This window comes from Thiocapsa sp., assembly GCF_011390875.1.
GTDB lineage: Bacteria > Pseudomonadota > Gammaproteobacteria > Chromatiales > Chromatiaceae > Thiocapsa.
This window is the reverse complement of sequence record NZ_JAABRP010000006.1, coordinates 1-19,230: the sequence shown is the minus strand read 5'-3', so window position 1 is coordinate 19,230 and position 19,230 is coordinate 1. Positions and strand designations below refer to the sequence as shown.

15 protein-coding genes are annotated in these 19,230 nt (G+C 64.9%); 11 read left to right on the top strand and 4 right to left on the bottom strand.

What is annotated here, in order from left to right; translation table 11 throughout:
- Nucleotides 1–24 precede the first annotated feature (24 nt).
- Together ppsR (GPT33_RS00590) and GPT33_RS00585 are read left to right on the top strand one after the other, a co-directional pair.
- On the top strand, nt 25–1,398 hold the full coding sequence (ppsR, locus tag GPT33_RS00590) for a transcriptional regulator PpsR (protein ID WP_296804845.1): 1,374 nt from the start codon (nt 25–27) through the stop codon (nt 1,396–1,398).
- 19 nt (nt 1,399–1,417) lie between these two features.
- Nucleotides 1,418–3,613: a GAF domain-containing protein gene (locus GPT33_RS00585; RefSeq protein WP_296804843.1), complete on the top strand. Its 2,196-nt coding sequence runs from the start codon at nt 1,418–1,420 to the stop codon at nt 3,611–3,613.
- Nucleotides 3,614–3,622: 9 nt separating this feature from the next.
- Here GPT33_RS00585 and GPT33_RS00580 read toward each other — a convergent pair whose 3' ends face one another.
- From GPT33_RS00580 to ppsR (GPT33_RS00565), 4 genes are all read right to left on the bottom strand, one after another.
- Nucleotides 3,623–3,889, bottom strand: a complete 267-nt coding sequence (locus tag GPT33_RS00580) for a hypothetical protein (RefSeq protein WP_296804842.1) — start codon at nt 3,887–3,889, stop codon at nt 3,623–3,625.
- A gap of 48 nt (nt 3,890–3,937) precedes the next feature.
- Entirely contained in the window at nt 3,938–5,143 is a 1,206-nt protein-coding gene (locus tag GPT33_RS00575) for a geranylgeranyl diphosphate reductase (protein WP_296804840.1), read from the bottom strand.
- A 111-nt stretch (nt 5,144–5,254) separates the two neighbouring features.
- On the bottom strand, nt 5,255–6,163 hold the full coding sequence (gene chlG / locus GPT33_RS00570; RefSeq protein ID WP_296804838.1) for a chlorophyll synthase ChlG: 909 nt from the start codon (nt 6,161–6,163) through the stop codon (nt 5,255–5,257).
- Between the two features lie 5 nt (nt 6,164–6,168).
- Nucleotides 6,169–7,593 (bottom strand): transcriptional regulator PpsR, encoded by a 1,425-nt coding sequence (ppsR, locus tag GPT33_RS00565; protein ID WP_296804895.1) that lies wholly within the window; start codon nt 7,591–7,593, stop codon nt 6,169–6,171.
- A 570-nt stretch (nt 7,594–8,163) separates the two neighbouring features.
- On the opposite strand from ppsR (GPT33_RS00565), the gene bchF reads away from it, so the two are divergent.
- The 9 genes from bchF (at nt 8,164) to puhC (ending at nt 19,033) form a co-directional block, all read left to right on the top strand.
- On the top strand, nt 8,164–8,661 hold the full coding sequence (bchF, locus tag GPT33_RS00560) for a 2-vinyl bacteriochlorophyllide hydratase (RefSeq protein WP_296804836.1): 498 nt from the start codon (nt 8,164–8,166) through the stop codon (nt 8,659–8,661).
- A 41-nt stretch (nt 8,662–8,702) separates the two neighbouring features.
- Nucleotides 8,703–9,944, top strand: a complete 1,242-nt coding sequence (locus GPT33_RS00555) for a ferredoxin:protochlorophyllide reductase (ATP-dependent) subunit N (protein ID WP_296804893.1) — start codon at nt 8,703–8,705, stop codon at nt 9,942–9,944.
- A gap of 4 nt (nt 9,945–9,948) precedes the next feature.
- Nucleotides 9,949–11,538 carry a ferredoxin:protochlorophyllide reductase (ATP-dependent) subunit B gene (bchB, locus tag GPT33_RS00550; RefSeq protein WP_296804834.1) on the top strand — a complete coding sequence of 530 codons (1,590 nt, stop codon included), beginning with the start codon at nt 9,949–9,951 and terminating at the stop codon, nt 11,536–11,538.
- Nucleotides 11,513–15,250, top strand: coding sequence for a magnesium chelatase subunit H (locus GPT33_RS00545; RefSeq protein WP_296804832.1), 3,738 nt, complete (start codon nt 11,513–11,515; stop codon nt 15,248–15,250). Before bchB ends, GPT33_RS00545 begins: the two co-directional genes overlap by 26 nt.
- Nucleotides 15,251–15,273: 23 nt before the next feature.
- The gene (bchL, locus tag GPT33_RS00540) at nt 15,274–16,158 is read left to right on the top strand and encodes a ferredoxin:protochlorophyllide reductase (ATP-dependent) iron-sulfur ATP-binding protein (RefSeq protein ID WP_296804891.1); all 885 of its coding nucleotides are present in this window, start codon (nt 15,274–15,276) and stop codon (nt 16,156–16,158) included.
- A complete protein-coding gene (gene bchM, locus GPT33_RS00535) occupies nt 16,158–16,859 on the top strand; it encodes a magnesium protoporphyrin IX methyltransferase (RefSeq protein ID WP_296804829.1) in 702 nt (233 codons plus the stop codon). The genes bchL and bchM overlap by 1 nt, the downstream gene beginning before the upstream one ends.
- A 282-nt stretch (nt 16,860–17,141) precedes the next feature.
- Nucleotides 17,142–17,909 (top strand): photosynthetic reaction center subunit H, encoded by a 768-nt coding sequence (gene puhA / locus GPT33_RS00530; protein ID WP_296804827.1) that lies wholly within the window; start codon nt 17,142–17,144, stop codon nt 17,907–17,909.
- Complete coding sequence (puhB, locus tag GPT33_RS00525; RefSeq protein WP_296804825.1) at nt 17,906–18,562, top strand: photosynthetic complex putative assembly protein PuhB; 657 nt, start codon at nt 17,906–17,908, stop codon at nt 18,560–18,562. Before puhA ends, puhB begins: the two co-directional genes overlap by 4 nt.
- 15 nt (nt 18,563–18,577) lie before the next feature.
- Nucleotides 18,578–19,033, top strand: coding sequence for a photosynthetic complex assembly protein PuhC (gene puhC, locus GPT33_RS00520; protein ID WP_296804823.1), 456 nt, complete (start codon nt 18,578–18,580; stop codon nt 19,031–19,033).
- Nucleotides 19,034–19,230: the final 197 nt, after the last annotated feature.

The window sequence follows — 19,230 nt, the reverse complement described above, 5'->3', positions numbered from 1 at the left end:
AAGCGTGATCAGGTCCATACGTCTATGTCCATGACCAATCTGGCCCAGCCCGACGTCACCATCTTCCTCGATCACGCCGGCGTGATCCGACGGGCCGCGTTGTCGCCCGCGATCCGCGGCGAGGCGCTCGACGCCTGGGTCGGGCGTCCTTGGGCCGAGACGGTGGAGTCCTTCGGAAGCGAGAGCCTGCAGAGCCTCGTCGACGACGCTCGGGACTCGGGTGTCTCGGCCTTCAGGCAGGTCAACCAGATCTTTCCATCCGGTTTGCGTCTTCCGATCGAGTATACCGCGGTGCGTTTGGGAGGCGATGCCGGGTTGGTCGCCATCGGCCGCAGTCTCCAAGCGGTGACCGAGCTGCAGACCCGCCTCGTGGAAGCGCAGCAGACGATGGAGCGTGACTATTGGAAACTGCGCGAGGTCGAGACTCGGTATCGGCTCTTGTTCGGTTCCTCCAGCGACGCGGTGATTCTGTTGCGAGTCGACGGTCTGGCGATCCAGGACCTTAACCCGGCTGCGTCGCGCGCCCTCGTTGGTCCGGCCGGAGCACAGCGGACGTTGGTCGGAAAAGGCTTTTCCGGCGAGTTGATCGACGGCGAGCGTGACCTCTTTCACGCAATGCTCCATCGGCTCGACGATCAAGGTAGCGCGCCCGGCATTCTCCTGCATCTGGGCGTGGAGCGAGCGGCTTGGATGGTGCGTGCTTCGCGGCTCGCGTCCGAGGCCGGTTCACTGTACCTTCTCCAATTGACCGCTACCGAGGCCGTGTCGACGTCTCGGCAGTCTGCCGACGGGGAGTTTCATGACATCCTGATCGAGCGCTTGCCCGATGGATTCGTCGTGACGGATCGAGTCGGCTTGATTCGCTGGGTGAATCCGGCCTTCCTCGACCTCGTTCAGATGCCGACGTCGGGCGGGGTGCTGCAGCAAAGCCTGGGGCGTTGGCTCGATCGGCCGGGCGCCGATATGGGAGTGTTGTTGGCGACGATCATGCGACTCGGCGTGGTACGTCCGTTCTTGACCAGGCTCCGCGGCGAGCTCGGCGGGGAGACCGAGGTGGAGATCTCGGCGGCCGGGGATCTGGACAGCGAACCGTCGTCGATCGGAATCTTCTTCCGCGACGTCGGTAGGCGTCTGCCGCGGCAAGACAACGACGAACGTCTCGGGGGACGCTTGGCCGCCTTGACCGGGCGGATCGGTAAAGGCCCCTTGCGTGCACTTGTGGATGAGGCGGTCAGCGTCCTCGAGCAGCACTATATCGAGGAGGCGTTGGATCTCACGCGCGGCAATCGTACCGCAACGGCCGACCTTTTGGGCTTGAGTCGTCAGAGTCTCTACGTCAAGCTCAAGCGCTACGGGATGGATCAGGACACAGTTACGGATCCAGGACATCGGCCCTAAGCATCGGAGTGCAGCCCAATTGACCCCCGATCTAAACTCTTCACCGGCGTTCGGGCACGCCGATCTTTCCAATTGCGAACGCGAGCAGATTCAGCTCGCCGCATCCATCCAGCCGCACGGCGCCCTGATCGTTCTATCGGAGCCGGATCTCGTCGTGATCCAGGCCAGCCAAAACGCGCGCTCCATGTTGCGGCTCGACCGGGATCCGATCGGAGCCCGTCTCGCTGAACTGGTGCCGATCCTGGCAGCGAGGGTTCGGCCGCGACTCGATGATGATCTCGGGCAGATCCCTCTGGTGTTGCGAACACCGGTGGGGGTGCGCCCGGGGCGGGATTTCGATGCCATCGTGCATCGTCCGCCGGCGGGTGGATTGATCGTCGAGCTCGAGCCATCCGGGCCCGCAGTCGATCTATCGGGCCGGATCAGTTTGGCCCTGCAGACGATCATCGCATCGGCGTCGTTGCGGTCCTTGTGCGACGAGGCCGCGCGGATCTTCAAGTCGATTGCCGGCTACGATCGGGTCATGGTCTATCGGTTCGATGACGAGGGCCATGGCGAGGTCTTTTCCGAGCAGCGCGAGCCCGAGCTCGAGGCCTACCTCGGAAACCGTTACCCGGATTCCGATATCCCTCAAATCGCTCGTCGGCTTTACGAGCGCAACCGGATCCGCCTCCTGGTCGATGTCGATTACGCACCGGTGTTTATCCACCCCCGGGCCTCGCCTGTCACGGGGGAGGACCTGGATATGTCGCTGTGCAGCCTGCGCAGCATGTCGCCGATCCATATCCAATATTTGAAGAACATGGGCGTCGGGGCGACCCTCGTCGCCTCGCTCTTGGTCGGCGGCAGGCTGTGGGGTCTGATCGCGTGCCATCATCGCGGGCCGCGCTTCGTGCAGTACGAGATTCGCGCGGTCTGCGAGCTGCTGGCCGAGGCGGTGGCGACACGCATCGCCGCCTTGGAGAGCTTTGTCCAGGCTCAGGCGGAGTTATCGGTTCGACGCCTCGAACAACGCATGGTGGAGGCGATCTCACGCGAGGGTGACTGGACATCCGCCCTCTTCGACGACCCCCGCACCTTGCTTCAGACGGTCGATGCGGCGGGTGCGGCCTTGCTCTGCGACGGCAGGATTCTGACCACCGGAGAGGTTCCCGGTACCCGCGATCTGCGCGAGATCGGCGCCTGGCTGGACACTCGGCCCCAGCGTGCGGTGATGGCGACCGCCTCGTTGCGGCGTGACGAGCCCCGTCTCGCCTATTTGACCCCGGTGGCGAGCGGTATCCTCGCGGCGCCGGTGTCGAGCTGCACCGGCGAATATCTCATCTGGTGCCGTCCCGAGCGCGTACGCACCGTCACCTGGGGTGGCAATCCCTTCAAGCCGGTCGTCAGCGGAGACGATCCTTCGCAGCTTTCGCCACGGCGTTCCTTCGCCCAATGGCATCAGGTGGTCGAGGGGACCTCCGATCCCTGGACATCCGCAAATCTGGCCACAGCCAGACTGATCGGCGAATCCGTCGAGGATGTCATCCAACAGTTTCGCTCGGTCCGTGTGCTGATTGCCCAAGCGCAGTTTGCCCAGGTCCGCTCTCAGGTCCGAGTCTCGGAGCAGCCGATCCTCATCGCCGATGCGGAAGGCGTCTTTTTGCTGACCACGCAGTCCTTCGAGCGGCTCCTGCATCCGGAGGAACCGCGCCCGCAATGTATGGACGATCTGCTCGCCCTATTCTCGGAGGCAACGCAGGCGGAGGCGAGCCGCCGTCTCCATGAACTGGTGACCCATCGTCGGGCTTGGCGCGGGGAGGTGGAATTGGCCACCAGGGATATCGGCCTTCGCCCTTTTCTGGTGCGGGCCGATCCGGTCTTTTCTTCGCCGGAGCGGGTCTTGGGGTTCGTGCTCTTGCTTACCGATCTGAGCGAGCGCAAGAGTGCCGAGGATGCCCGGCATCGGGTCCAGGCGGGTCTGCTGGAACAGCAAAAATTGATGCGCCAGCAGTTGCAATGGAGTGCGAACCCGCTGTACCGCGAGCTGCTCTCGGCCATTGTCGGTAATGCGCAGCTTGCCGCGCTCGAGGTGACCGACGGTGTCGATTTGGGCCGCGTGCCCGCATTGGTCGATGCCGTTCAGTCATCGGTCCAGCGCACCACCCAGCTCCTCGAGCACCTCGCCTGGTACTCGGCGCAGAACACGAAGGGTGATCCGCCTGCCGGAAATTGACGCGGATGGTCAGGTTCGCCAGCGCAGGGCTAGATCTGCGAGATGTGCGACCAGTGCCAAGGCAAGCCAGAGTCCGATCCAGACCCAATCGGCGCCGGTCAAGGCAAAACGCACCGCGATCAGCAGAAACGCCCCCGCAAGCAGCAGGCCGACCAGATCGCGCGGAGCGACGCCTTTCCCCGTCAGGCGGTATAGCACCGTGAGTGCGATCGCCTCGACCAAGACCAGGCCGAGGATCAGATCGATCAGGCGCCCACTTGCGAAGAGCTCGGCCATGATGGCGCCTCCATGGATGCTCGCCGCGCTTGCGTCGGCCGCGTCTCGTCAGCGTGCCGAGACGAAGCCCAAGAGGTGCGCCATGTCCTTGAAGAAGATCCGCAGATGGGCAGCCGGCTTGGCGCGGACCAGCCGCTTGTTCATGTAGGCGTCCCAGGTCAGATACTGCACGTCCGGGTCTTTGCACATGCTCACGAAACGCTCGCGCCGCTTGTCGCTCGCGTACCAGAAGTGCTGCATCATTCCCAACACCCAGAAGACCTTGCCGTGCGCCTTCATGAAGCGCGCCCGCGCGGTCTTGAGCGCACGGGCATCGCCGGTCGCGAGAAAGGTGTCGACCGCGTCCCCGGCCAGTCGGCCGCCGACCAGCGCGTAATAGATGCCCTCGCCCGAGGCGGGAGCCACGACGCCGGCGGCATCGCCGGCGAGGACCAGGTCACGTCCGTTGTCCCAGCGCTTGAGCGGTTTCAACGGGATGGGCGCGCCCTCGCGACGCAGGGTCTCGGCATGCTCCAGTCCGGCGCGGCGGCGCAGCTCGGTGGTCGCGCTCTTGAGCGAGAAGCCCTCGACCGCGGTGCCCACGCCGACACTGGTGGTGTCGCCGTGCGGGAAGACCCAGCCGTAGAAGTCCGGCGAAATGTCGCCTTGGTAGTAGACATCGCAGCGCGTGCCGTCGAAGTCGGCCGGACCGCCGTTGGCCGGGGTCCGCACGATCTCGTGATAGGCGGCGACATACTTGATCTTGTCCGCGCCCGGAACGCATTGCTTGCCGACCGCCGAGTGTGCCCCGTCGGCGCCGATCACGGCACGCGCGCGGACCCGCTCGGGCTCGTTGCCGCTGCGCCCTGCGCCCGGTCGATAGCGGATGAGTGCCACGCCGTCGGTGTCGCGCTCGACCGCCTCGAATGTCCCGGTGCGTCGCTCGGCCCCGGCTTGCGCGGCGCGTTCCCGGAGCCACTCGTCGAAATGCTCCCGATCCACCATGCCGACATAGCCGCCGTTGATGGGCATGTCCACACGCTGGTCGGACGGGGAAACCATGCGGGCGGAATTGACCTGGTTCGCCAGCATGGATTCCGGGATATCGAACTCACGCATTGCTTGCGGCGGAATGGCGCCGCCGCAGGGCTTGATGCGCCCGCCGCGATCAAGCAGGAGGACGCGACGCCCGCGCTTGGCCAGGTCGGTTGCGGCGGTTGCACCGGCGGGCCCGCCGCCGACGATCACGACGTCGAATGTCTCAAGATTTGTCATCGATTGCTGGCCCTGATGTTGGGGAAAAACCGAAGTGTTCGGAAGACCGCCGCGAGTGCCGCGCCGACGCGATCGCGCGTCTAAACGGATTGTGCAGGGTCCGGGTTCGGATCAAACGAGCAGCCCTCGCAGCGCAAAGGCACTGATCATCATTCCGGTGACATAGACGCTGACGCCGAGTCCGCTGAACCAGGTCGCCCGCTCGCGCGGACTTTGCAGGAAGCGGATCATGAGCAGCAGTTGGATCAGCAGGACCACGCCGACGGCGATCCCGTGGGCCGGCTTGTCCCAGGCGAACAAGAGCGCGATCACGATTGCCTGAGGCACAGCCATGACGATGCTGGCCAGACGCGCGGCCCCGTCGACACCGAGCTGAACCGGCAGCGAGCGCACGTTCATCTGCTTGTCGCCCTCGATCGCCTTGAAATCGTTGAGCGTCATAATGCCGTGCGCGCCGATGCTGTAGAGCACGGCGAGCGCGAGGATCCGCCAGTCAGGCATAGCGCCGCCGAGCATGACGGCGGCCCCGGTCACCCAGGCCAATCCCTCGTAGGAGAATCCGACGGCGAGGTTACCCCACCAGCCGTTGCCCTTGAGCCGGAACGGCGGTGCGCTGTAGGCCCAAGCCAGAGCCATCCCGATCAGCGACGCCCCGAAGACCCACGGCCCAAGCAGCCAAGCGAGCAGCAGCGAGACCGTGGTCCAGATGAGTGCGAGATAGAGACCCCAGCGTCCCGGGATCCGCCCCGAGGGGATCGGGCGGTTCGGTTCGTTGATGGCATCGACGTGGCGATCGTACCAGTCGTTGACGACCTGACTCGTTCCGCACATCAGGGGTCCTGCCAGCAGCACGCCGGCGAGCAGGAGCCACCACTGCTGCAGGACGGGTGCGCCCGAGGAGACGACCCCGCACGCGAAGGCCCACATCGGCGGGAACCAGGTGATGGGATGCGATACTTCCAAGATCGCGGGCATGGACGGATAGGCGGACGCTGCCGCGGGTAACGCGCTTCGATTCATGCCGCTCACTTGTCGTCTGGCGCCGAAGGCTCGGCTGCTTGGTCGGAAATGCCGTAGCGATCGATTTTGACGTATAGGCTTTGGCGGCTCAAGCCCAGCAGCTCAGCCGCCGAGGCGCGATTATCTCCGGTCAGCTTCAGTGCGGCCTCGATGCAGAGTCGCTCGATGGTGTCGGTCGACTCGCGCACCAGCTCCTTGAGGGGAACGCGCCCGACCCGATCGGTGAGCTGGTCGAGCCAGCGCGGTTGCTCCGGACTCGTGGGTTGCTCGGCATGTAGCCGGCGACCGACGTCGCGAATGAAGAACCCGAAATAGGGCCGCTCCCCGTTGCGGACCGCGGCGGCCGAGATCTCGATGTCGGTCGTGGATCCATACTCGCCGCGCAAGGTGGTCGCAAAGAGCCGGACCGTGTCGTGTTGGCGCAGGTTGGCCATGAGCACATTCAGATCGACGCCCGGACGTCCGAGCCAACGGTCGAGCGACTCGCCTCGCGCCTGTTGCTCCGCGGCGATCTCGGTCAAGGCCAGGAAGGTGTTGTTGGCGCTCAAGACCCGTCCGTCCGCATCCGTGATGACGACACAGTCCGGTGCATTCTCGAGGACGCGAAGGTAGCGTGCACGATTCTCCGGCAGGGTGAAGGTCGCACTCTCGGCGATGATCGGCGACAGACGAACGAGCAGAAACGAGAGGTTTTCCTGGCGCAGCAGCGAGGCCGAGACCAAGAACTCCTGCATGCCGTCGGCGAGCTTGGCCCGCACGTCGTCCGCCCGGCCGGCGGCACGGACACCCGCCAGAAGGCCGTTGATCGACTGTGTGCCTTCGGTGTCGAATCCCTCCGGAAAGGGGCGGCCGATGACCCGCGTCGGCGATTCGCCGAGGAGCTGTCCGGCGGCCGGATTCGCCTCGACGACCCGCTGCGTCGGGGCATCGATGATGAGGATGGCCTCCGAGACCATGCGAAACAGCAAGCGATAACGGGTCTCGACCTGACGGAAGCGCCAATAGTCCCGCTCGAGGGCTTGCTGGGCGTCGACGAGCTGCTGTTGCAGGGCGGCCATACCCTGAAGATTTCGCCCCAGGGCCACGACACTCGTCCCGAGACGCAAGGCCCGGTACTGGATCGGGATGTCGGTCCCGCGCACGGAGGGATGGTTGACTTGTCGCCAACGGGTGACGCGGGAGTCGGATGCCTCGCTGAGCAAGGCTTCGAGGTTTGCGCGGCTCTCCGGGAGCACGGTGGTCAGCCAGGGTTGTCCGATCCAATCCCTGCTGAGCTCGGTCGAAAGATCCTCGCTGCCGAACGAGATGTCGCAGACGATGCCTGCCTGGTCGACCACGACCGCGATGTCGGTTGCGCCTTCAACCAGCGCCGCCGCCGTCTCGGCATCGAGGGCGCCGAATGATTCCTTCGGGGCTCTGAACGGACTCACGACGACCAGACCCTCCAATGCCTCGGGGCGCGCCCGCGCGACCCGTTTTCGGTGCCGATAGCGGTCGGCTCGCCGGAGCGTTCCTGATAGGGCGGCATGCCCATGGGCATCCAACACATGCGCCATCGCGCCCGGAGGTCTCGAGCGCATCGCTCGACGCGGCTTCCGGCTTCAACCGGATCCTGTCTCGTATCGATGATCACAAGAGACCGCTTGCGCTGCTCGGGGACGTCAGTCGTCAACGAAAAACCACGCCGAGGCGCGAGGTGCGTGCAGCCCTGTCGATCCATTCGGGATCGTCCGAGCGCCGCCGTTGTGCGGAGTCCGAGTCGGGGCCTTTACCGTACCGGGACGCGTTCGCTGCGAGGCGCAGCTGCTGGCGACGGCAACACACAAAGGCGGAATACCACGGTCGGGCTCGCTACCCTATTGTGGTGCCTGGTGCGGGGTTGTCAAGTCAGGTTTACGTAAAGTTTGGTTGACGCATCCCTGAAAGCGGACTAGATTCGTCATATGTAGAACGCGACGACGGATCATACCCTAGTTCGCCCACTGATGAATTATCCTGGAATGCAACCGCAGCAACGCAGACCTCTCTACACCCCGGAGGAGCGCCTCCGCCGCGACGAGTCCCCGTGGACGCTGGTCCAGGGCATTCTTGCGCCCGTGCAGTTTCTGGTCTTTCTGGTGAGTCTCTATTTGGTGCTGCGTTATTTGGCGACAGGCGAGGGCGCGTTCGCCGCGACGGTATCGATCGTCGTCAAGACGCTGGTGCTCTACGCCATCATGATTACAGGCGCGATCTGGGAGCGCGTCGTCTTCGGTCGCTACCTGTTTGCACCGGCGTTCTTCTGGGAAGACGTCTTCAGCATGCTGGTGCTCGCCCTCCATACGGCCTACTTGATCGCGCTCGCGACCGGTGCACTCGATACGCAAGGGCTCATGTGGCTGGCACTGGCCGCTTATGCGACCTATGTCATCAATGCCGGCCAGTTCCTGATCAAGCTGCGCGCGGCCCGACTCGATCAGGCAAAGGATCGCGAGACCCTCACGGAGGTGGCCGAATGAGCGGGCAGCAGACGCCCGATCGGGGATCCACCGTCGGCGATATGCTCCCGACTGTCACGCGCGAGCGCGGTCAGCGGCAGGTGTTCTGCGGCCTGGCCGGGATCGTCTGGCTGCATCGCAAGATTCAGGATGCCTTCTTTTTGGTCATCGGCTCACGCACCTGTGCGCACCTGCTTCAGTCCGCAGCGGGTGTGATGATCTTCGCCGAGCCGCGCTTCGCGACTGCGATCCTGCATGAACGCGACCTTGCCGGTTTGGCCGACTGCAACGCCGAGCTGGATCGTGTGGTCGCGGAGGTCCTGGAGCGGCGCCCCGATATCGGCACCCTGTTCCTGGTCGGCTCCTGCCCCTCGGAGGTCATCAAGCTCGATCTGGCAAAGGCCGCCGAGCGTCTGTCCGCTGTCTACAGCGGTCGGGTGCGGATCCTCGACTATTCGGCGAGCGGTCTGGAAACCACCTTCACGCAAGGCGAGGATGCTTGTCTGAAGGCGCTGGTGCCCGAGTTGCCGGAGCTGCCGGGCGGCGAGCGCTCGCTTTTGGTTCTCGGGACCTTGCCCGACGTGGTCGAAGATCAATTCGCCCGACTGTTTACCGAGTTGGGGATCGGTCCGGTGCACTTCCTGCCGCCGCGCCGGACCACCGAGTTTCCTCCCCTGGGCAGCGGGACCAAGGTCCTGCTGGCCCAGCCCTTTTTAGGTGAGACGGCGCGGGCCTGCGAGGCGCGAGGGGCAAGTCTGCTTTCCGCGCCCTATCCCTTCGGGATCGAAGGCACGCTCGGCTGGCTGCGCGCGGCGACCGAGGCATGGGGCGTGGCCGAGGAGGTGCTCGACGTTGTCACGGCACCGGCGATCGCGCGGGCGCAACGTGGGCTCGCGCATCATCGCGAGTCCCTCGAGGGCAAGCGCATCAGTTTCCTCCCGGATTCGCAGCTTGAGATCCCGCTTGCGCGTTTCCTGCAGCGTGAATGCGGCATGGACCTGGTCGAAGTCGGCACGCCGTTCCTCGATCGTCGGCTCATGACCGAGGAGTTGCACCTCCTGCCGGAAGGCGTGCGCCTCACCGAGGGCCAGGATCTGGAACGACAGCTCGATCGCCTGCGCGAGGACCGCCCCGATCTCACGGTCTGCGGCCTGGGACTGGCCAATCCGCTGGAGTCCGAGGGTCTGCGGACCAAGTGGTCGATCGAGCTGGTGTTTACACCGGTCCACGGATTCGATCAGGCGGCCGATCTTGCCGAGCTCTTCGCGCGGCCGCTGCGGCGTGCCGCCTTGTTGCGGGTCTGACGCTATGCAGCTCACACTCTGGACATACGAAGGACCACCGCACATCGGCGCCATGCGCGTCGTCGCCTCCATGGAAGGCGTGCATCTGGTCCTGCATGCGCCTCAGGGCGACACCTACGCCGATCTGCTCTTCACCATGATCGAGCGCCGCGGCACGCGTCCGCCCGTGTCCTATACGACCTTCCAAGCGCGCGAGCTCGGCAGCGATACCGCGGAGCTGGTCAAAAACAGTGTCGGCGACGCCTTCGAGCGGTTCAAGCCGCGCGTGCTCTTGGTCGGCGAGGCCTGCACCGCCGAGCTGATCCAGGATCAGCCCGGTGCCTTGGCCCGCGGAATGGGTCTGCCGGTACCGGTCCTGTCGCTCGAGCTGCCGGCCTATGCACGCAAGGAGTGCTGGGGCGCCAACGAGACCTTCTATCAACTGGTCCGTGGTTTGCTCAAGCCCCGCGTCCCGGAAGCCGGGCGTCATCCCGAGCCCAGACCGGCCGATCGGCGCCCGCGCGCGAATCTGCTCGGCCCGACGGCGCTGGGTTTCCGCTGCCGCGACGATGTCGAAGAGGTGACGCGTCTCCTTGACTCCGTCGGCGTCGATGTCCACGTGGTCGCGCCTTTGGGTGCGACCCCCGAGGATCTGCTCCGGATCCCCGAGGCTGATTTCAACGTCTGTCTCTATCCCGAGACGGCCGATCAGACCTGTCTGTGGCTGGAGCGCATGTTCGGTCAGCCGACGGTGAAGACGGTGCCGATCGGGATCGGCGCGACCCGTGATTTTCTCGACGAGGTCGGGCGTATCGCCGGGATCGACGTGACTGATGCCAAGTCGCCGATTTCGTCTAGAATGCCCTGGTACTCGCGCTCCGTCGATTCGACCTACCTGACCGGCAAGCGTGTCTTCATCTTCGCCGACGCAACCCACGCGGTCGCGGCTGCGCGGATGTGCGCCGAAGAGTTGGGCTTTACGGTTGTCGGCATCGGGACCTATGCCCGCGAGTTTGCCCGCGACGTGCGCGAATGTGCGAAACGCTACGGCGTCGAGCCGCTGATCACGGACGACTATCTCGAGGTCGAGAAACGCGCGGCGGAGCTACAGCCCGAGCTGATGTTGGGCACGCAAATGGAGCGCCACATCGCCAAACGGTTGGGCATTCCGTGCGCGGTCATCTCGGCGCCGGTTCATGTGCAGGATTTTCCGGCGCGGTATGCGCCGCAGATGGGTTTCGAAGGTGCGAACGTGATCTTCGACACCTGGGTCCATCCCTTGATGATGGGGCTCGAAGAGCATCTCATCACCATGTTTCGGGAGGACTTCGAGTTTCACGATGCGGCGACACCGTCGCATCTCGGCTCGCGGGTCGGCACGAATCGGCCGGCCGGGTCCGAGTTGCAAGAGTCGGCCGAATCGGCGGATTCGCCGGTGCAGGCCGATGCTTCCACCATCATTTGGGCAGCGGAAGCCGAGCAGGAGCTGAAAAAGATCCCTTTCTTCGTCCGCGGCAAAGCGCGTCGGAATACCGAGCGCTTCGCGGCGGAACAGGGCATCCAGACCATCACTGTGGAGACGCTCTACGATGCCAAAGCGCACTTCGGCCGCTGACAAGCGCGCCTCGACCACGGACATCACCCCCGTCCGTGTGGTCATTGTGAATCTCGACGGGCACCTCGCCGGCACGACCGAGCGGGCGCGTCCGTCATTGCAGCGTGAATTGCCCGGCCTGCAGTTGAGCCTGCACGCCGCGACCGAATGGGCCGATTCCCCCGAGACCCTCGAGCGTTGCCGCGAGGACATCGCGCGCGGCGACATCATCATGATCACCATGCTGGTCATGGAAGAGCACTTCAAACCCATCCTGCCCGCGCTGGCGGCCCGCCGTGACGACTGCGACGCGATGATCGTCTGTATGTCGGCCGGCGAGCTGATGAAGATGACGCGGCTCGGCGGGTTTAAGATGGACGGCTCCCCCGGCGGTCCGATGGCGCTGCTCAAGCGTCTGCGCGGCGGCAAGGAGAAGAAGCAGAGTGCGGGCGCCCAGCAGATGTCGATGCTGCGGCGCATCCCCAAGCTGCTGCGCTTCATTCCCGGCACCGCCCAAGATGTGCGTGCCTATTTCCTGACGCTGCAGTATTGGCTGGCCGGCTCGGACGAGAACCTGGGCAACATGATCCGGTTCCTGGTGGATCGCTATGCCGACGGACCGAGGCGCCACCTGCGCGGGACCATCAAGGCGGCACCGCCCGTCGAATACCCGGACGTCGGTCTCTATCATCCCAAGATGAAGGGCCGGATCTCCGATCAGCTCGCGAGCCTGCCACCCGTCAACGGCCGCCCCGACGGTCGCGTCGGTTTGCTTCTTATGCGGTCCTACGTACTGGCCGGCAACGCCGCCCACTACAACGGGGTGATCGAGGCGCTGGAGTCACGCGGTCTGCAGGTCATTCCCGCCTTCGCGAGCGGTCTGGACGCGCGCCCGGCGATCGAGCGGTTCTTCCTGAAGGACGGCAAAGCCACGGTAGACGCGGTCATTTCGCTCACCGGCTTCTCGCTGGTCGGCGGACCGGCCTACAACGACTCCAAGGCCGCCGAAGAGATCCTGACCAAGCTGGACGTGCCCTATCTGTCTACCCTGGCGGTCGAGTTCCAGCATGTCGATCAATGGGAGGCGTCGAGCCAAGGTCTGCTCGCGGTCGAAGCGACCATGATGGTCGCCATCCCCGAGCTCGACGGCGCGACCGGCTCCATGGTCTACGGCGGTCGCAGCGGCGGCGGCTCGGGCGAAGGAGCGCGGGACATGCAGTCGCATGCAGAGCGTGCGCAACGTCTGGCCTCGCGCGTCGAGCGTCTGGTGCGTCTGCGTCGGGCCAAGCGCGCCGAGCGCAAGGTCGCCATCGTCCTCTTCAACTTCCCGCCGAACGCCGGCAACACCGGCACGGCCGCCTATCTGTCCGTCTTCGCCTCGCTCTATCACACGCTCAAGACGATGCACGCGGAAGGCTACAAGGTCGATGTGCCCAAGGATGTCGACGCGCTGCGCGAGCAGATCGTCAACGGCAACTCCGGGCGCTTCGGCTCCCACGCCAATGTCCATGTGCGCATCCCCGTGGATGATCATGTCCGGCGCGAGCCCTGGCTGGCCGAGATCGAGGCCCAGTGGGGCTCGGCACCCGGCAAGCAGCAGACCGACGGCGGCTCGTTGTTCGTGCTCGGCGCCCAGTTCGGCAACGTCTTCGTCGGGATCCAGCCGGCCTTCGGCTACGAGGGCGACCCCATGCGGTTGCTCTTCGAGAAGGGCTTCACCCCGACCCACGCCTTCTCGGCCTTCTATCGCTGGATTCGCGACGACTTCGGTGCCCATGCGGTGCTGCACTTCGGAACGCACGGCGCACTTGAGTTCATGCCCGGCAAGCAGGCCGGCCTGTCCGGTGCCTGCTGGCCGGATCGTCTGATCACGGATCTGCCCAACGTCTATCTCTACGCCTCGAACAACCCGTCCGAGGGCACCATTGCCAAGCGGCGAGCCGCGGCGACCCTGATCAGCTACATCACGCCCCCGATCGCCCATGCCGGACTCTACAAGGGTCTCATCGATCTGAAGGGCTCGATGGAGCGCATGCGTGGTTTGCCCCCCGAGGAAAAAGACGAGCGCGCCGAGCTGGCCGTGCTGATTCAAGCACAGGCCGCGGAGCTCGATCTGGCGGAGCTTGAGCCGGCCTGGACCGACGATGCGGAGAGCCGCATCGCCAAGCTCCACGACAAGGTGCTTGAGCTCGAATACACCCTGATCCCGCACGGACTGCACGTTGTCGGCGAGGCGCCGAGCGAAGAGGAGCGGCTCGATCTGCTGCTCGCGGTCGCCGAGGCGTCCAAGGACATGCACCCGACGCGCGCCGCCATCGAGGCGCTGGTTGCGGGCAAGACGCCGGAAAAGGCACTCAAGGCCGGCGGGATGGCCACCTCTCACGAGAACGTCGAGCTGTTCCGCGAGCTGGCCGAGACCGACCGCCTTCTGGTCCAGGACACCGAGACCCCGGCGATCCTGCACGCGCTCGACGGCGGCTTCATTCCCCCCGCGCCGGGCGGCGATCTGTTGCGCACCCCGGCAATCCTGCCGACCGGGCGCAACCTGCACGGCTTCGATCCCTTCCGTCTGCCGAGCGCCTACGCGGTCAAGGACGGTGCGCGCCAGGCTCAGCGTCTGATCGATCGTCATATGTCGGAGGAGGGCAACGGCTTCCCCGAGACGATCGCGCTCGTGCTCTGGGGGACCGACAACCTCAAGACCGAGGGCGGACCCATCGGGCAGGCCCTGTCGCTGCTCGGCGCGCTCCCGCGTTTCGACAACTACGGCCGTCTCGCCGGCGCGACCCTGATCCCGCTCGAAGAGCTGGGCCGTCCGCGTGTCGACGTGGTCATGACGCTCTCGGGCATCTTCCGCGATCTGCTTCCGCTGCAGACCCGCCTGTTGGCCGAGGCAGCCTTCCTTGCCGCCCAAGCCGACGAGCCGCTCGAGCAGAACTTCGTGCGCAAGCATGCACTAGCCTATCAAGAGGCGCAGGGGTGCGATCTGGAGACCGCTTCGCTGCGGGTTTTCAGCAACGCCGACGGGGCCTACGGCGCCAACGTCAACTACCTGGTCGACAGCAGCAGCTGGGACGCCGAAGACGAGTTGGCCGAAACCTATACGCGTCGCAAGTGCTTCGCCTACGGGCGTTCCGGTCAGCCGGTCCGTCAGGCCGAGCTGCTCAAGAGCGTGCTCTCCACCGTACAGCTGGCCTACCAGAACCTCGACTCGGTCGAGCTGGGCGTGACCACCGTCGACCATTATTTCGACACCCTCGGCGGGATCACCCGCGCGGTGGGTCGGTTCAAAGGCGACGACGTCCCGGTCTACATCGGCGATCAGACCCGCGGCGACGGCGTGGTCCGCACCCTGGCCGAGCAGGTCGCGCTCGAAACGCGCACCCGCATGCTCAATCCCAAGTGGTACGAGGGCATGCTCAAGCACGGCTACGAAGGTGTGCGCCAGATCGAAGTCCATGTGACCAACACCATGGGTTGGTCGGCGACCACCGGGCAGGTTGCGCCTTGGGTCTATCAGCAACTCACCGAGACCTATGTACTCGACGAGGAGATGCGCAATCGTCTCGCGCAGCTCAACCCGACGGCATCCGCCAAGGTCGCAAACCGCTTGATCGAGGCCCACGAGCGCAACTACTGGTCGCCCGATGCCGCTACGCTCGAGGCACTGCGTCAGGCCGGCGAGGAGCTTGAAGATCGGCTCGAAGGTATTGTCGAGGAGGCCGCCGCGTGACGATTCAAGAGATCCCGGCCGGCATGCTCGGCGACTTTCCCGGGCACCCCGACGGCGAGGGCAGTGTGCAGGTCCAGCTCGATCCGGATATCCGGATCGATACGGCCAAGGTGTTTGCCGTCTACGGCAAGGGCGGCATCGGCAAGAGCACGACCTCGTCGAACCTGTCGGTTGCGTTCTCCAAGCTCGGCAAGCGGGTGCTGCAGATCGGCTGCGACCCCAAGCACGACTCGACCTTTACGCTGACGAAGTGTTTGGTGCCGACGGTCATCGACATCCTCGAATCCGTGGACTTCCATGCCGAGGAGCTGCGCCCGAGCGATTACGTCTACGAAGGCTACAACGGTGTGATGTGTGTGGAGGCGGGCGGTCCGCCGGCCGGCACCGGTTGCGGCGGCTATGTGGTCGGTCAGACCGTGAAGCTGCTGAAGCAGCATCACCTGCTCGAAGACACCGACGTCGTGGTCTTCGACGTGCTCGGCGACGTGGTCTGCGGCGGGTTTGCCGCGCCGTTGCAGCATGCCGAGCGCGCGCTGATCGTCACGGCCAACGACTTCGACTCGATCTTCGCGATGAACCGCATCGCCGCTGCAATCCAGGCCAAGGCCAAGCACTACGGCGTGCGCATCGGCGGCGTCATCGCCAACCGCAGTGTGAATACCGACGAGATCGACCGTTTCAACGACGCGGTGGGTCTGAAGCGGCTTGCCCATCTGCCGGATCTCGACGTCATCCGGCGCAGTCGCCTGAAGAAGTCGACCCTGTTCGAGATGGACGATGCAGACGGACTCGAGCATGCCAAGTCCGAGTATCTTCGCCTTGCCCAGATGCTGTGGGACGGGGTCGAGCCATTGGACGCGCAGCCCATGCGCGACCGCGATATCTTTGATTTTCTGGGGTTCGATTGATGGCCAACGGCTCGTATCAAGAGCGCCGCGAAGAGATCGAAACCTACTTCGATCGCACCGCCGCCGACGCCTGGCGCAAGCTGACATCAGACGTGAAGGTCAGCCGCATCCGGGCCACCGTACGCGCGGGTCGCGACGACATGCGGGCGACCTTGTTGAATTGGCTGCCCGCCGATTTGACGGGCAAGCGTCTGCTGGACGCCGGTTGCGGGACGGGTGCACTGGCCTTCGAGGCGGCGCGCCGGGGTGCGGAGGTCGTCGCCATCGACGTCGCGCCGACCCTGATCCAGATCGCGCAGGAGCGCACCCCGAAGGATCTCGGCCCCGGGTCGGTTCATTTCGAGGCCGGGGACATGCTGGACCCGGCGCATGGCCGATTCGATCATGTGGTCGCCATGGATTCCTTGATCCATTACGTTCCGGCGGATGTGGTGAAGGTGCTGGCCGGGTTGGCCGGACGGACCGGCGGCTCGATCCTCTTCACCTTTGCGCCCAAGACGCCCGCGCTGGCGGTCATGCACGCCGTCGGACAGCTTTTTCCGCGCGGCAACCGATCGCCCGCGATCGTGCCGGTCGGACCGGATCGGCTGCGTGCGCTTCTGGCCGCCGAGCCGGCCCTGGCGGGCTGGCGTGCGCAGCGGACCAAGCGGATCGCCGTCGGATTTTATACGTCGCAGGCACTGGAGTTGGTGCCCGCGTGAGCAGTCGAGTGCGGTGTTTCGAGACTGCCGTTCGTGCGCCCATGCGTGTGGCTCCGCTGCCTGTTGCGGCGCGGCGCTCGGGTGTCGTCTCGGGCCGGCGAGTGCCGGTCCTTTCACTGGCTAGGGGGGCGTCTATCACATCGAAATCCAGAGCATCTTTCCCCGCGTTGGCCGCCATTGATCCGCTCGTCGCTCCCCCGAACGAACCCGGTCATCGGCAGTTATCGCGCTTCGGCCTAACCGGTCTTAGCGGTTAGTCTTTTGTCCTACGGAGGTCACATCATGTCAGCAGCCATCACCAGCTATATCGACGTCGCTCAGCTCGTCCTCTATGTCTTCTGGTTCTTCTTCGCCGGGCTCGTCTTCTATTTGCACCGCGAGAACAAGCGTGAAGGCTATCCGCTCGAGTCCACGCGTGGCGGTAAGGTCAAGATCGAAGGCTTCCCGTCCATGCCGGAGCCGAAAACCTATCTGCTCCCGCACAACGGCGGGACCTTCTCCGTGCCGCGTGTCGAGGCCGCAGAGAAGATCAATGCCACGCCGGCTCAGCCGTACGCGGGCTCGCCGCTGATCCCGAACGGCGATCCGATGCTGTCCGGATTCGGTCCGTCTGCATCCCCGGACCGCGCGAAGCATCCGGATCTGACCTTCGAGGGCGCGCCCAAGATCGTCCCGCTGCGCGTCGCCACCGATTTCTCGATCGCCGAGAAGGATCCGGATCCGCGCGGTATGACGGTTGTCGGGTTCGACGGTGAAGTTGGTGGAACCGTGACCGACGTCTGGGTCGACCGCTCCGAGCCTCAGATCCGTTATCTCGAGGTGAAGGTCGCGAAGGGCGGTAAGCAGGTCCTGCTGCCGATCAACTTCACGCGCTTCGACAAGAAAAACCGTAAGGTCAACGTCAAGTCGATCGCCGGCAAGCACTTCGCGAACGTGCCGGGTCTGGCCAAGCCCGACCAGGTCACACTCTACGAAGAGGACAAGGTCTGCGCCTACTATGCCGGTGGCCAACTCTACGCAGCTGCGGATCGGTCTGAGCCTCTGCTGTGAGAGAGTATGAGTCCGAGCCCGTTAGGGGCTTGCCCGAGCATCTTCCTCCCGGCGAGGAGATGCTTTGGCAGGGCGCGCCGCGCTGGACCGCTCTGGCGCGGCGCGCCTTTCATGTTCGGAAGGTCGCCGTCTATTTCGCCGTCATTCTGATCTGGCGGATCTTCGCGGATCTCTCCGCGGGGGAGACCACGGCCGAGGTCGTGGTCGGTGCGCTCTGGATCCTGGCCCTCGGCGTCGTCTCGATCGGCGGCCTTTTGCTGCTTGCTTGGGCGATGGCGAGGTCCACGGTCTACACCATTACAACGCGTCGCTTGGTGATGCGTTTCGGTGTGGCTCTGCCGATGATCGTGAACTTTCCGTTTGCTCAGATTCATTCTGCGCAAATGAAGCGCTATCGCGACGAGACCGGGGATATCCCCATCATCCTGGTCGCGTCCACGCGCACGTCCTATATGGTCTTGTGGCCGCATGTTCGCCCCTGGCATTTCACCAAACCGCAGCCGATGCTCCGGGCAATTCCCGACGTGGCTCGGGTCGCCGAGATCCTTTCGGATGCCCTCAACCGCTATCTGGCGCAAACCGAGAAGGGTGCGGTGCACGCCGAAGAAGGCACGGACGATCGCGCCGGTTCCGATGCTGCTCCGACATCCTGAAGAAGAGGTTGAATCTTGACTGAATTGCATGATCGTCCGTTTCCGCGGAGCATGCTGATCGCGGTTGCCTCGCTGATCGGGTTTACGATCCTGGCCGTCGCGGTCGCAAGGCTCACAGGCTTTGATCCGAGCCAAGCTCCCGTCTCGCCCGAGGTTGCGGTTCGCGATCTGAGTTTCGTCGAGGTCGGCCAAGGCGACCTGGCGGTCTACGATGCCGAGTCCGGGGTGCTGTTGGAGACACTCCCGCCGGGCGAGGACGGGTTTATCCGCGGGGTGCTGCGGACGCTGGAGCGCGAACGTCGGATGCACAGTGTTGCTCTGGATGGACCCTACCGGTTGAGCCTTCGCGAGAACGGTCGTTTTACCTTGGAGGATCAAACGACCGACTTCTTCATCGATCTCAGGGCATTCGGCCCGACGAACGAAGCCGCCGTCGGCCGATTCCTATCGGCACAGCCGGCGGCTCAGTAAGATTGCGGCCGGGTGTGGGGCGAGCGAAGCCCTCCGCCCGGTCGCCGTCGCGACGACGCGAACACTGCTCGCGCGGCGTCTCGCCTGTTATTATCCGACTCCCCGACCTCGATATTCCGCGTCCGCGGGATCGGCACCGACCGAGCGACACGTCGGTCGATCCTGACCCGGCGTCGGCGAGGTTCTTCGCTGCAAGG

Excerpts from the sequence above, each read along its gene's own strand:
- puhA (WP_296804827.1), top strand. The coding sequence starts at position 17,142 with ATGTCAGCAGCCATCACCAGCTATATCGACGTCGCTCAGCTCGTCCTC.
- GPT33_RS00575 (WP_296804840.1), bottom strand. The coding sequence starts at position 5,143 with ATGACAAATCTTGAGACATTCGACGTCGTGATCGTCGGCGGCGGGCCC.
- chlG (WP_296804838.1), bottom strand. The coding sequence starts at position 6,163 with ATGAATCGAAGCGCGTTACCCGCGGCAGCGTCCGCCTATCCGTCCATG.
- ppsR (WP_296804845.1), top strand. The coding sequence starts at position 25 with ATGTCCATGACCAATCTGGCCCAGCCCGACGTCACCATCTTCCTCGAT.
- GPT33_RS00555 (WP_296804893.1), top strand. The coding sequence starts at position 8,703 with ATGCTCCCGACTGTCACGCGCGAGCGCGGTCAGCGGCAGGTGTTCTGC.
- GPT33_RS00545 (WP_296804832.1), top strand. The coding sequence starts at position 11,513 with ATGCCAAAGCGCACTTCGGCCGCTGACAAGCGCGCCTCGACCACGGAC.
- bchM (WP_296804829.1), top strand. The coding sequence starts at position 16,158 with ATGGCCAACGGCTCGTATCAAGAGCGCCGCGAAGAGATCGAAACCTAC.
- bchL (WP_296804891.1), top strand. The coding sequence starts at position 15,274 with ATGCTCGGCGACTTTCCCGGGCACCCCGACGGCGAGGGCAGTGTGCAG.
- bchF (WP_296804836.1), top strand. The coding sequence starts at position 8,164 with ATGCAACCGCAGCAACGCAGACCTCTCTACACCCCGGAGGAGCGCCTC.
- bchB (WP_296804834.1), top strand. The coding sequence starts at position 9,949 with ATGCAGCTCACACTCTGGACATACGAAGGACCACCGCACATCGGCGCC.
- GPT33_RS00580 (WP_296804842.1), bottom strand. The coding sequence starts at position 3,889 with ATGGCCGAGCTCTTCGCAAGTGGGCGCCTGATCGATCTGATCCTCGGC.